General features: G+C 48.4%; 16 protein-coding genes and 1 pseudogene. 6 read left to right on the top strand and 11 right to left on the bottom strand.

Annotated features, from left to right (window positions below):
• Positions 1-33 precede the first annotated feature (33 nt).
• The 6 genes from DACE_RS08110 to DACE_RS08130 all read right to left on the bottom strand — a co-directional run bounded on the left by DACE_RS08110 (position 34) and on the right by DACE_RS08130 (position 4,365).
• Positions 34-825, bottom strand: a complete 792-nt coding sequence (locus tag DACE_RS08110; RefSeq protein WP_006000155.1) for a PEP-CTERM sorting domain-containing protein — start codon at positions 823-825, stop codon at positions 34-36.
• Positions 826-1,261: 436 nt separating this feature from the next.
• Positions 1,262-1,558 carry a hypothetical protein gene (locus tag DACE_RS08115; RefSeq protein ID WP_006000158.1) on the bottom strand — a complete coding sequence of 99 codons (297 nt, stop codon included), beginning with the start codon at positions 1,556-1,558 and terminating at the stop codon, positions 1,262-1,264.
• Between the two features lie 13 nt (positions 1,559-1,571).
• Positions 1,572-1,835, bottom strand: coding sequence for a YbfB/YjiJ family MFS transporter (locus DACE_RS18895; RefSeq protein ID WP_006000160.1), 264 nt, complete (start codon positions 1,833-1,835; stop codon positions 1,572-1,574).
• A gap of 24 nt (positions 1,836-1,859) precedes the next feature.
• On the bottom strand, positions 1,860-2,804 hold the full coding sequence (locus tag DACE_RS08120) for an MFS transporter (protein ID WP_275942515.1): 945 nt from the start codon (positions 2,802-2,804) through the stop codon (positions 1,860-1,862).
• 143 nt (positions 2,805-2,947) lie between these two features.
• Positions 2,948-3,403 (bottom strand): PEP-CTERM sorting domain-containing protein, encoded by a 456-nt coding sequence (locus DACE_RS08125; protein ID WP_040366614.1) that lies wholly within the window; start codon positions 3,401-3,403, stop codon positions 2,948-2,950.
• A 239-nt stretch (positions 3,404-3,642) separates the two neighbouring features.
• Positions 3,643-4,365 carry a class I SAM-dependent DNA methyltransferase gene (locus DACE_RS08130; protein ID WP_006000165.1) on the bottom strand — a complete coding sequence of 241 codons (723 nt, stop codon included), beginning with the start codon at positions 4,363-4,365 and terminating at the stop codon, positions 3,643-3,645.
• A gap of 237 nt (positions 4,366-4,602) precedes the next feature.
• Here DACE_RS08130 and DACE_RS08135 point away from each other — a divergent pair, with 237 nt between their 5' ends.
• Positions 4,603-5,103, top strand: coding sequence for a hypothetical protein (locus tag DACE_RS08135; protein WP_006000167.1), 501 nt, complete (start codon positions 4,603-4,605; stop codon positions 5,101-5,103).
• A 50-nt stretch (positions 5,104-5,153) separates the two neighbouring features.
• Positions 5,154-5,978 (top strand): hypothetical protein, encoded by an 825-nt coding sequence (locus DACE_RS08140; RefSeq protein ID WP_006000170.1) that lies wholly within the window; start codon positions 5,154-5,156, stop codon positions 5,976-5,978.
• Between the two features lie 43 nt (positions 5,979-6,021).
• Here the strand turns inward: DACE_RS08140 and DACE_RS17220 are convergent, their stop codons facing one another.
• Positions 6,022-6,429, bottom strand: a complete 408-nt coding sequence (locus DACE_RS17220; RefSeq protein WP_006000172.1) for a c-type cytochrome — start codon at positions 6,427-6,429, stop codon at positions 6,022-6,024.
• Between the two features lie 446 nt (positions 6,430-6,875).
• On the opposite strand from DACE_RS17220, the gene DACE_RS08150 reads away from it, so the two are divergent.
• Together DACE_RS08150 and DACE_RS18135 are read left to right on the top strand one after the other, a co-directional pair.
• Positions 6,876-7,592 (top strand): DUF1847 domain-containing protein, encoded by a 717-nt coding sequence (locus tag DACE_RS08150; protein ID WP_006000174.1) that lies wholly within the window; start codon positions 6,876-6,878, stop codon positions 7,590-7,592.
• The gene (locus DACE_RS18135; protein WP_155809044.1) at positions 7,589-7,735 is read left to right on the top strand and encodes a hypothetical protein; all 147 of its coding nucleotides are present in this window, start codon (positions 7,589-7,591) and stop codon (positions 7,733-7,735) included. Before DACE_RS08150 ends, DACE_RS18135 begins: the two co-directional genes overlap by 4 nt.
• A 129-nt stretch (positions 7,736-7,864) precedes the next feature.
• Here DACE_RS18135 and DACE_RS08155 read toward each other — a convergent pair whose 3' ends face one another.
• The gene (locus DACE_RS08155; protein WP_006000175.1) at positions 7,865-8,542 is read right to left on the bottom strand and encodes an REP-associated tyrosine transposase; all 678 of its coding nucleotides are present in this window, start codon (positions 8,540-8,542) and stop codon (positions 7,865-7,867) included.
• Between the two features lie 64 nt (positions 8,543-8,606).
• Between DACE_RS08155 and DACE_RS18140 the strand changes: the two are divergent.
• Positions 8,607-8,876: pseudogene (locus DACE_RS18140) on the top strand (IS30 family transposase); the annotation flags it as partial.
• 49 nt (positions 8,877-8,925) lie between these two features.
• Here the strand turns inward: DACE_RS18140 and DACE_RS08160 are convergent.
• Positions 8,926-9,603, bottom strand: a complete 678-nt coding sequence (locus tag DACE_RS08160; RefSeq protein ID WP_006000177.1) for an REP-associated tyrosine transposase — start codon at positions 9,601-9,603, stop codon at positions 8,926-8,928.
• A gap of 130 nt (positions 9,604-9,733) precedes the next feature.
• On the opposite strand from DACE_RS08160, the gene DACE_RS08165 reads away from it, so the two are divergent.
• Positions 9,734-10,066 (top strand): transposase, encoded by a 333-nt coding sequence (locus DACE_RS08165; RefSeq protein WP_006000179.1) that lies wholly within the window; start codon positions 9,734-9,736, stop codon positions 10,064-10,066.
• A 594-nt stretch (positions 10,067-10,660) separates the two neighbouring features.
• On the opposite strand, the gene DACE_RS08175 is transcribed toward DACE_RS08165, so the two are convergent.
• Positions 10,661-11,800 (bottom strand): hypothetical protein, encoded by a 1,140-nt coding sequence (locus DACE_RS08175; RefSeq protein WP_006000182.1) that lies wholly within the window; start codon positions 11,798-11,800, stop codon positions 10,661-10,663.
• Between the two features lie 65 nt (positions 11,801-11,865).
• A complete protein-coding gene (locus tag DACE_RS08180) occupies positions 11,866-12,348 on the bottom strand; it encodes a hypothetical protein (protein WP_006000184.1) in 483 nt (160 codons plus the stop codon).
• Positions 12,349-12,479: the final 131 nt, after the last annotated feature.

Below are 12,479 nucleotides of genomic sequence, written 5' to 3' on the forward strand. Positions count from 1 at the left end.
GCTTTTTTTTTACAGGTTGTATTTTGTCTGTAATTAGCTGTTGCGTCGCCGAGCCAAAGCCAATCCGATCAGTCCGGCGCCCAAAAGCAGCCAGGTACCGGGCTCGGGAACAACAACGCCGTGTCCCATCAAGTTGTCATTACCGCAGCCCATGGTGAAGTGGGAATAGAATTCCGAACCATGACCGAGGAACGATAGATCAAAGCCGGTGAGCAGATAATGGGTTTCCCCTTCAAAGGCGGTAACCGTGTCATTAAGATTGCTGTCGAGAAAAGCAAAAGAGCCGGTAAGCAATGCGGCATCGTCATTATCTTCAGCATTATACTGCCATGGACTGGAACCTTCGTTCTGCTGATAGTAAGCGGTTTGCAGCACACTTGTCTCATCCAGTTGATAAGCCGTGTAAGATCCCGTTGCCATATCGAGATCAAGGACAAAGTTATAGCCGTAGCTGCCGATATGGGTGTTGTTGCCATCGGTGTCTGAACGGTGGATGTCGCCGTAAGCGGGGAGATCATTTTCAGAGTCGACAACAGCGATGAAAATATCGCCGGAGGTATAGCCGTTGACACCTGTCGAAAAATTAAATCCACCGGACAAAGACAAGGTGTTTTCGCTATCAATGAAAAAAGCTTCCAGATCCCAGACCTGATTCTTGACCATCCCCGGTTCAACTTCCTGATCTTCACCTGTTCCATACCAAGCTGCGCTGGTTGCGTTGCCGTCGAAGATCGTAATGTCATTTCCCAGAGGTGTGGCCGAGGCGGGGGCAGCAGTCAGGCCAGCCATAAGGAGAATCAAAGCCGAGATACAGAGGTTTTTCATTGTTGAACGTCCCTTAAAAGAGTGAGGTGAGCCGTTCTGCAGACCTTTAACGATGTCGATGAGACTTATTTTTACGTCAGTGTCTTATAAAGGGCTCAACTGTAATGAATAGCTATGCCGCTTATTTTGCAATATGTGTTCCTGAATCTTTTGGGGCGCACGCGGGAGAGGGGAAAAGACTTTTGTTCTTAGTGATTTCTCTATGATTCAAACAGGTTACTGATTTATTGTTAGACGAGCTCGGTAGGGAAATGTGGGCTATCGCGCTGGCGGAGAATCGGAGAAGAAGGATGTGTCGATTTTCTTTACATAATTCTTTGTGCTGAATGGGATTTTTTGCGACTTGATCAGTCTTATGTCTTTTAGACATGCCTGTATTCGGCCTGTGGGGAGTGTAAGCTTTTCCGACAACAGCGGCGACGTTTTTCCGGGCCTGTTAAAGATAGGCCAGCCAATACCAGAGGGTGATTCCCAGCCACAATGCGGCCAACAAAATCCAGTAAATAAACTGGTAGCGGCTATAGCGCACCAGATAGGCCAATGATGCAAGACCCAAAGCCAAAAATGCGAACCCCAATATCACTGCATTGTTGCCGGTTGCGGTATGAATGATGCCGGTTCGTGGATCGCCGGTTGTGATGGCTTTCTCCGAGAGGGCAATATAACTCAGGCTTACAAAGCCTATGGCAAAGGCGATCCCGCCGAAGATTTCTACACCGAGGAGTTTTTTCATGGCATGACCACGCTCAATGTTCTGTTGGTGCGGGCAGGGTTAGAGCAACACCGATCGCTGCGGCTGTTAACAGCGCCGAAGCCAGATAGCTGCTGCTGAAAGAACCGCTGCGTTCGGCGACCACCCCGGCCACGGCCGGTCCTACGGCCTGACCGACAGCAAAACAAAAGGTGATGATTGAAAACCCGGCGGCAGCGCGCGCCTGCCCCAGGTAATCACCAATGGCGGCAGCCATGATAGCGGGAATGGCAGAGGACGCCAGCCCGTAAAAGGCCACCGAGCAGGTGATGGCTGTGGCGCCTCAATGGACTCCCGCCAGTAGATAGGCCAAGGTATGCACCCCAAATACTGCCATCAACCCTTTTTTGCGACCGATGCGATCCGACAGGGTGCCGAACACCACGCCGGAAAACAGGCTGATAACTCCCGCCCACGACCAGAAATACCCAGCCGTTTTCTCGGAAAAACCGTAGTCCTCAATGAGGGAGGTGACGATAAAGGTGCCGTAAATGACATAGGTGGCACCAAAGGCAAAATAAAGCAGGCCAAGGCGAACCAGAACCTGGCTCGCCTTGTAGTGACCGTGCGTTTCACTTGGGTCGTAGGGTGTCGGAGTGCTATTGCCGACTGGCTCCAATCCCTTTTCCTGCGGATGGTTGCGCATCAAGAGACTTGCAATCACCGCAATGATCAGCACTATCGCTGCAAGCACCATCCAACTGATGCGCCAACCTTGTGCGCCATACATATCATTGAGTAGTGGGATCAGAAAGCCGGATAAAATAATGGCAAAGCCGCTGCCGGTAACGATGATTCCTGCGGCAAGACCGCGCCGTTCACGCCGAAACCAGTATGAGACCAAAACCATCAGCGGAATATTGGACAGCCCGGTGCCAATGCCGACAATGGTGTACAAGGCCAGGATGGTGAAAAACATCTGGCTGGCGCTGATGCCCACCATGCACAGGGCAATGACAAACAGCCCACCGGCAATTAACATGCGTGGTGTCATCCGCCGTAGTAACAGCGGTGTCAACCCCACGGCGGTCAGATACCCGGCGAAGTTCGCTGTTCCTAGCAGACCCATCTGGTTGTAGGAAAGCTGCAGGTCCGTTCCCATGGACGGCAGGATCATGCCAAAGGCAAAACGCGCCAGCCCCAGACAGGCGGCAACGATTAGCGTGCCGACACCGACAATGATCCAGCCGTAGTGGATTTTTGGGGAATCATGAGTTGTGGGTTTCATAGCGGCAGATTGTAGCCTAAGGGGGCGGTGAGTCAAAGGTAAATAGCTGCTAAGGTCTTGACGGAGAGGCGATATACAAAAAAAAATCGGGACCATTGCTGATCCCGATTTTTATCAAAATGGCTTACTCGGGTTAAGTCTGACTAAGCTTTTTTTCGCTTTCGTGAGTAATACGCAAGCCCAGCCAGGCCACAGCCGAGGAGCAAAACTGTCGCTGGCTCGGGAACCGCTGAAATTCGAGATTCCGGGATGTCAAAGAGATAACGGTAACTAGAGCCAAATACGCTACTTGGATAGTCAAAGTCCAGCAGGCTCACGCTATCGACAATCAAGTGTAAAGATCCTCCGTTATCCAAGCCATCCCCATATGAATCGGTCATGTACAGGGTATAGTCACCCGGGTCGAGGTCCCAATTGTAAGAATACGTATAATGGCTCGTCAGATTTGTCCCCCCTGCATTAAAAGAGGGGCCAGTAATTGACCAACTTGTCTCATAGCCCCACCCGCCTGCATTGATATCGAAATACACTGGTGTTGCACAGGCTGGGTAAATAAAACAGGTTGTGAAAATGAATAGAAGGAATAAGGTTTTTTTCATAGCAATCTCCTGAACGGCACAAAAAAATATCGTATGCAAAAACATTGGTAACTTAATGTGTCTATTTGCAAAAATGAAGCCAGTGAAAAGTTTGCCGATAAATCAAAGAGTTGCTCAAGGTTTTTGTGGATAAAACGCGGTCTGTAAAGAAAACCGACACCTTTTCAGGATTAAATAGGGAGACTTCTCGGTGTGTGCGGGGCAGAGAACAGAGGCGTTTGTCAACGGAGTGTGTTTGTCTAATCGACTACCCGTTTGCCAATATACGCGCCACCGCGCACGTCGCTTCCCGTGTACTCCTCCACGACTGTCAGCCCGGCCTCGGTCATGGCACTGAGGTAATCCTGACGGGAAAATAGGCCGATCTCTACCGATTGTTGATGGTAGTTCACATCCGTGCCCTTGCCGATCAGGTGGTGAAAGGTCACTTCGACGATATTCGGTTTCTTAAGGCGCACTTGCTCCATGCGCGAAATTTTCATATCCGGCTCATCCACGGCGTCGACGACGAGACACTCCTGAAAATCCTCTTTGGTGCTCCATGGCGTGATCAACGCAATGCCATTGGGGCGTAGCTGGGCAGCAACCCGTTTCATGGTGGTGCGCAGGTTATCGACCGATTTAACAAAGCCGATGGAACCATACAGGCAGATCATGGCGTCGAACTCTGTCTTTACATCAAAATCAATCAGGTTGCCGCGGTGAAAGGTGAGGGAAGGGAATTTTCTTTCTGCTACAGCTAGCATATCCTCGCTCAGGTCCAGCCCGCTCACCTGATAGTCATCGGTGAAATAGGGGATATGACCACCGGTTCCACAGGCCAGAATCAGCAGATCAGACTGCGGGGCCATACCATGCTTGCACAGTAATTCCTTCGTTTTGGCGGCTTCCGGAGCGTATTCCTCGTCTTTGACATACAGATCGTCATAATAAGATGAGATGGTTTCAAAATCAGAGTACATGGCTGATCCCAGTTGGTTATTAACACAAAAATTTTGGTGCTGGGCCGTTGCCCTGTCTGCGCATACAGAAAAAACAAGCTGTTTTATCCATGGTTATAGACAAAATGACAGTCGCCCATAAAGAATTGTAGTTCTTCGCCGATAAGTCGGATAGAGAAGAGCTATCGAACCATCAACGGATTTGCATTGCAAGGCAAATGTCATCATTGATATCAGAGCTTCTGGGGAGACCGGCGTATGAATGTCACGACAGCTACATCCGCACAAAATGTTTCATCTTCCTACAACCGTCAGCAAAAAACTTCAACAGAATCGGCCGCAACAACCGTGACTCAGGGTGATACCGTCACCATCTCCGATGAAGCAAAAGCGATCGAGCAGGGCTCCCAATCACTTGAGGCGTATCGCCTGCCTGATTGGTATGCGGATATGCTGCCGCTAGCGAGAACAATCGATTTAAGTCAGCAACAGATTGGCGCACCTTATCGTGAGACGCAGGCTTATGCGTTTTCACAATTCTCGCAGCAAGATCAGCAGAGCATCAATGATTACAGTGGCAAGCTGTTGACCTTCTTCCATGATGAAGTTGCCCGTTTGACTGATGATGGTTCTGCGAACTATGTCCAGATTCGCGATTCTGAAGCCTTGCAACAGGCCGTGATGGCACGTTTTGAATCAGACCCGAGTGCCAATGCGTTGTTGGAGCGGATGCAAGAACTGGGGCAGATCACCTTATAAAGCGTGCGACTCCTGTTTTTCATCATTGCTGCTGACAAGGGAAGAGAATCATGACCATTTCTGCAATAAACGCTACCTCCGCGCCATCATCAGTTGCCGCTTCGCAAAAAGCCGATAAATCTGCCGATGATTTTCAAACGGTCTTGGAGCAAATAGTCAACGGGCAGCAAAACACAGCCTCTTCGACAGGCCACACCGTTAACACCCAGGCTGATGTGGCAAGGGCAGACGAAGCATTCACTGCCTTTATGGCCCCAATTGAGCAACGCTCGACCGTCACCATCGACGGCATAAGCGTGATCACATCAGGCCATAGCCTCGACCGAAGGGATGGCGTGTCGCTTTTGGAAACCGTTTCCGAGTCGGAAAGCCAAGACTTTTTCTCGCAACTGGCCGCCTGTGCCGAAACACATGAATCGGAGAGTAACGCCGCCGTCGATGGCGCAGCATCGGTGCAAAATGTTCCGGGCATGACGGTCATTGAATCCATCGCTCTTGGACCTCTACCAGATGGTGTCAACTTCACCTATATGGATATCGATCTCTTCAGGCCCGCCGGGCGATGGGCGGAAGGCCCCTTGCTGCTGCAAACCGACAATGAGAGTCAAGATCCGTATTATCGCCGAAGAACCGAGGAATACATGGAGGTCGTTGGCGTCGAGCGCCAACTCAAAGAGTCCTACGGTGATGACGTCAAGCTTGTCTATAGCCATACCGATGACGGCTACATCATGCTCACACCGGACGATGCCCGCTATAATGAGATGCACAGTGCTGAGGCTGGTGTTCAAACCATTATCAACGAAATAAACAGAGGCTTTATCAACAAGGATGCCGTGGCGGATATCCTCGCTGACTATGGCTACTCGGTGTAGTGCCGCCTTGCGGCACGGCACTTTAAAACCCCCTTGTAAAAATTTAGTTCGTTGTGCCCAGATAAAGAACGTAGTCGGTCAGGTTGTCCAGCTCTTCAGCGGTAAAAACCGTGTCAAACGCAGGCATGCCATCAGGCCGCCCCTGCAGAATCGACTGGCGAATCGCGTCAGGCGTGTTGCCGTAACGAAAATCCGGTCCCTGAAGAGAAGGGCCGCCCCGCGAACCCAGACCATTCCCCCGCGCACCATGACAGGACGCACAGCTTTTATCAAACAGTTGACTCCCTAAGCGCAAGGCCTTCTGTTCCGCAGTCAGTTCTCTATCCTGCTGTTGGCAGCCCATGAGCAGGCTAATAAGCACGATCAGTCCCAAAGCGATGATTTGTGTTTTGACGATGGGAGAACGTTGCACGATGGTCACCTCCTGATATGAATGTTTCTTGGACGACATAAAATTTCCTCGTTTATCGTCTGACAGGATAACAAATTATCGTCATTTCAAAAGGGGGAGAGCATCGATGTTCACAGAAGCCTACGTGCCGGACATCGTTGTTGAAAATAGCTATGTTGTGTAATGAATTTGGATTGAGATGTGGCAATTCAAGACCTGAGCCGAATGACTAATGAGTATACTGTCCCCGTAACTCCCTGCAGCAAATTGACCCCAGCCATAGAAAAAGCCTTTTGCAGCAAGTTGATAGTGTCTTTTGTTGAAAGAAACTTTTTATATCCGTATCTCGTTTTGAGATTTTCTTATCGCCACGCACCATTCAAAAATATCCTAAAAAACTCTTAAAACAAATAGTTATCGTTCTTTATTGCGAAACCATCCATTGGTCTAATTTATGCAATTTGTAATATGATCTAACAATTCATATCAAATAAAGGATGACATCAATGACAGACAACAATGTGTTCAGCTGCCAGCAATGCAGCACGGTTTGGAGTAAAACAGGAAAAACTTTTTGTACCAGCCCTGAAGGGGCATTGCCTCAACCGGCCCATTGCCCTGCGGCAGAGTCTGGTGTGATTGATGAGGCGTTTCAGCACTATGTTGGGACGGGAGACGATGCACGTCTCGCGCAGGTCGCAGCTCGTGTCGAGGGGATGGGGTGCCAAGCAAACCCAGATGAAGGTTATGTTACGACACGCTGGACACGGGTTGAGGAGACTATTGCCTTCGCCAAGCTGATGGGTTTCCACACGATCGGCATTGCTACCTGCCTTGGCTTGTTGTTGGAAACAGAGCAATTGGTTAAAATTCTTAAAGCACAGGGCTTTGATGTGGTGACGGTGTGCTGTAAGGCGGGTGGGCATGACAAGCGGGACTTGGGCCTCGCCGAAAGTGACAAGGTGCGCCCTGAGCACTTTGAGGCGGCGTGCCACCCGATTGCCCAAGCCGAGCTACTGAACCGCTCGGCAAGCGAAATGAATATTCTGGTTGGTCTGTGTGTAGGGCACGACATGTTGTTTAACAAATATTCCAAAGTACCTGTGACGACCTTGGTCGCCAAAGACCGTGTCACCGGGCATAATCCGGCCAGTGTCCTTTACGGCCAAAATTTTTGTTACAAACGATTGCAGAAAACGGCCCTGGATATCCCCACGACATGAGTGCCACTTCTTCTGCTCAATCACCGGTTTCGTCGCTGTTGGCACAGCAGTTGATGCTCATCGGAGTGACCACCTGTAGGAGCGAATTTATTCGCGAATTGTTCTGGTCATTGATCCTTTTCATGATGGGAATTCGCGGCTGAAGCCGCTCCTACAATATATAATTTCAAATATCCTGACGTACTGGTTTAAAGGGGAAAAACAGCAAAAACGGGAATCTCCCCGCATGGGGGCCGACCCAGGGGTAAACTAGGGACGCTCCCCGGGGTAAACTAGGGACGCTCCCCGGTTTTTCTTGGCCTGCCCGGTTTGCGGGGCCTTAATGTGGTCTGCAATGTCTCTTCCATCTTGTCTATAAACCCCTCAGAACCGAACGGACGACCTGTGCGGGTTGCACTGCGTAAGCCGTCTTCTGCTTTGTCATCACTTTGCATGACAAAATCGGCATAGGCAGTTCTGTCCTTGCCGTCAAGCCAGGAGGGGGAATGTAAAATATCATCACGGGCAGAGGTAAGATGAGCTCTGGCGCTGGACCAGCGGTAATCTTCCGCCTTTTCCACCGTGCCCGATTTGACCGGGTTTCGTTCGACATAGCGTGCCGCCGTCCATAGATAGTCATCCTGTTCCACCAGACACGAAAAGAACCGGTTCTGCCAAATGCGCCCGCTTTGTTTCAATTTTCGATTGAGATATTGCGTATAGACTTGATTTGTCAGGCCGATGCCGCGAGCCAAAGAGTCCTCTTTTTCGGGAACCACAAGCAAATGAACATGGTTGTCCATCAAACAGTAGGCCCAAATCTGCAAAGAAAACGCCTTGCTGTATTTTGCCAGCAGCTTGAGGTATTGCTGACGGTCTTCATCGTCAAAAAAGACGGTCGCGCGGTTATTACCGCGCTGAGTGACGTGGTGGGGATATTCGGGAACGACAATGCGGGCTATTCTTGGCATGAGAGAAGGATAGACTTGTTTCGTGTTAAAAGCAATTTAATAGGGGGAGTGTCCCTCGTTTTCTGAATTTGCAAACTTCAAAGAGCTTGAGAAAAAGACAAGATTGAGCATTTACTTTGCTGATCCGTATGCCGCATGGCAACGCGGTGCGAATGAAAATACCAACGGCTTGTTGAGACAATATTTCCCAAAAGGAATAGATTTTCGCAAAACAGATGAAATCGCAGTCACTGAGGCCGTAAGAAAGTTAAATAATCGACCACGCAAATGCCTTGGATACCGAACGCCTAATGAAGTGTTCTGGTCAGCGGCACGTGGTGCACTTGCAATTTGAATTCACCGCCGACCCAGGGGTAAACTAGGGTAAACTAGGGTAGGGTAAACTAGGGACGCTCCCCGGTTTTTCTTGGCCTGCCCGGTTTGCGGGGCCTTAATGTGGTCTGCAATGTCTCTTCCATCGTATCGATAAACCCCTCAGAGCCGAACGGGCGACCCGTGCAGGTTGCGCTACGCAAGTGGTCTTCAGCTTTGTCGTCACTCTGCATGACAAAATCGGCATAGGCTGACTTGTCTTTGTCATCAAGCCAGGAGGGTGAATGTAAAAGATCATCACAGCCAGAGGTGAGATGAGCCCTGGCGCTGGACCAGCGGTAATCTTCCGCCTTTTCCACTGTGCCTGATTTGACCGGGTTCCGTTCGATATAGCGTGCCACCGTCCACAGATAGTCATCCTGTTCAACCAGACATGAAAAGAACCGGTTTTGCCAAATACGACCGCTTTGCTTCAATTTGCGATTGAGATATTGCGTATAGACTTGATTTGTCAGGCCAATGCCGCGAGCCAAAGAGTCCTCATTTTCGGGAACCACGAGCAAATGAACATGGTTGTCCATTAAACAATAAGCCCAAATCTGCAAAGAAAACGCCTTGCTGTATTTTGCCAGCAGTTTGAGGTATTGCTGGCGATCTTCATTGTCAAAAAAGACAGTCGCACGGTTGTTACCGCGCTGAGTGACGTGGTGGGGATATTCGGGAACGACAATGCGGGCTATTCTTGGCATGCGTGAAGGATAGACTTGTTTCGTGTTAAAAGCAATTTAATAGGGGGAGTGTCCCTCGTTTCCCCTCGTTTCCCCTCGTTTCCTCCTCGTTTCCTCCTCGTTTCCTCCTCGTTTCCTCCTCGTTTCCTGGGTGTTGGAGATTGGCGATCCAAGCCGCTTTCACTCAAGCCGGGAAGCCATTAGCTATTGCGGACTGTGCAGCGCACAGCGAGAGTCTGCCGGGAAAGAGCAACGAGGACCGCTTTCCAAAAAGCGCAACAAGCACCTCCAGACCATACTGATCGAAGCCGCCGAACTGGCTCCACGATGGAATGCTCAACTGGCAGAATTACATGAAAAAGAGTTGGCCAAAGGCAATCGCAACCGAGCCACTTTAGCGGTTGCACGCAAACTGGTTGAATATCTGTTGGCCGTTGATCGACGCGGTACAGCTTTTGAGGAGAGACAATCTCAGGTCGCCTGAGCTGAAGAAAAACAGATCATCTTTGTATCAAACGATCTTCCCGCCGGGCCTTGCAGAACGAGGGACTACGTGAGCTTCGCTGCACGACATTGGGAGTGTTTCGAGGCCGGCGGGTTGGCCCTAACTCAATCTTCTGTGAAGGGATGATATCCCAGAGACAGCACATGGATGTCTGGTCGCCGATGTGGCGGACCGAAAGAACAGATCAAAAAGATCGAAGGGTGCAAAGGGTAAAGAAAAACAAAGTCGCCACCGGGAGTAGGCCCGTGAGGTAAAGGGAAACCTCCGTTTTCCCCTTGACTTTACTTATCATGGATGTCCCTCGTTTCCCCTCCATACGCAAGGCCTTCTGTTCCTCGGTCAGTTCTCTCTCCTGCTGTTGGCAGCCCATGAGCAGGCTCACAAGTACGATCAGTCCAAAAGCGATGATTTGTGTTTTGGAAATGGGGGGACGTTGCACGATGGTCACCTCCTGAGCTGAAAACTCATCTGACGAAATGAAATTCCCTTGGTTATTGTCTGACAGGATAGCAAATTATCGGTAAATCAAAAGGGGGGAGGGGGGCGATGGTTACGGAGTAGTGTGCCATCGAATCAGGCCGACCCGGTATTTGCCATATAGGCATTAATTGCGGATATATAGTGATTGGTCAGTTCTTGCGTTTCCTGAAAAACCAAATCCAAAGCCGGGTCGCTCTTGGCTTGCTGACTGGAGCTTAGTCCCCAATCTTTTTCAATGTAAATTCGATTAAACTCCCCTAGATTTTCTGCGTAATGATTGAACATCTCGGAAATTTGCTCAGAACTATCTCGCTTGATATATTCTGCATTTTCAATCAATCCTTGGAAATAATCCTCTGCCCCTAACAAGCCATTCTCAGAGTTCGAAATACTCTGTTGTAACTTTGCATTGATTTCAAGTCCCTCCTCCAGGGCTTGAATCTCTTCCCCGATAGCTTCGGAAAATTGGGGGAATCGTTGTATTTTTCTCTCTTGTTGATCAATGTGATCTGTCATGAGTTGCTCTTGAAACGCACGAATTTCAGAGAGAAAATTGCTATATTCCTCTTTTAACCCATCGCTCATCGGCAATTTTGCAATGGCCTGAGCAGCAACTTCATAATCGTAATTTGCTTTAAACAGAGAGAAACTTGAGTTTAGATAGTTTCTCGAAGAGCGAATGGCAGAATCCATTGCCCCTGTGATGGTCGCCTGATCTTGCCCGGAAAGTTCTTCTGAAGCCTTTGTTGTGAGCTGGTCCAGTTTTTCAGTCAGATGATCGGTTTCATGAATGTCACCGCTCGAACTTAAAGCTTCGTGGAAACTCCATTCGCCAATCAATGTCGAGCCGGAGTACTGGATAATAATCTCTGAATCGCTGGCAACTCCTCCGGTAATCGGCCCCACGTCATTTATTCGCGCTTCCAGTTCTGGGTCAACTGTAAGCCTGAAAGTTTCACTATTCGGAGGGTTTCTTAACCATTGAAGAAAATTTTCGTCAAAAAACGCCTCGTCTGATTGCTCCAGGGCGTCAACAAATTTACCCCTCTCTGTGTCTGAAAGGCCAAAAGCATATGTTTGTAGATTGAGCTTGAATTGGGCTTCAGATGAAAAATGAACTGTATCCTCTCTGCCCGCTTCAACCTTGCTGTCAATACGATCAAAAGCTTTACTGTCAAGAGTTAAAGCCTCTAAATTGGCTGATTTGTTAAAAGCGGTATTGATGGTGTTCATCGTTATCAGTCCTCCATTTAGGAGCTTAAACTGGGAGAGGCACGTGGTGCACTTGCAATTTGGATTCACCTCTCTCCACTTTCTTTTGATTCCTCATATTCTAGTAAATTAATAAGCTCTTCGATGGTTGATTGCTTGTCAATAAGCATGCTTCGCTCAATTATTGTTAATAACAAGCCAACAGAGAGAGCTAGTAATGCAAAATTTTCCATATTAAATAGATGAAGTATTGAAGAAATAACACCTGTAAATGCAACATAAACTAAAAGGAACTTTATTCTGTTTGTAATTCTGCTGCTGTGATTTTTTAGAATAAATATCCATTTTTTTAGTTCAATATTTTTTGGAGGATTTTCCTTGAATATCGATGATGAAAACTTTTGATCAAATGTGAAATCTGTTCGTCGAGTTTTTTGATAATTAGGATGCTCTCGTTTTGGTAAGTAAAAAATTCTTTCTAGTAATGCAGAGCAGTTTAGCCAAGATGAAAAATAATGTTTTTTCCTGTTCTCTTCATATTTTTTGCAGATTTCATTGATTCTATCCATAAGAAATTCCTTTTTAAAAACTAATATTTATAACATATGCCAACAGTTTGGATGATAGTTTATTATGATTATTTGAATTACTGAGGATAGTCTACCTTTTTTCATTCTTTGTTGAAAGCCAGAACTTAACT

The organism is Desulfuromonas acetoxidans DSM 684 (genome assembly GCF_000167355.1).
Classification (GTDB): domain Bacteria; phylum Desulfobacterota; class Desulfuromonadia; order Desulfuromonadales; family Desulfuromonadaceae; genus Desulfuromonas; species Desulfuromonas acetoxidans.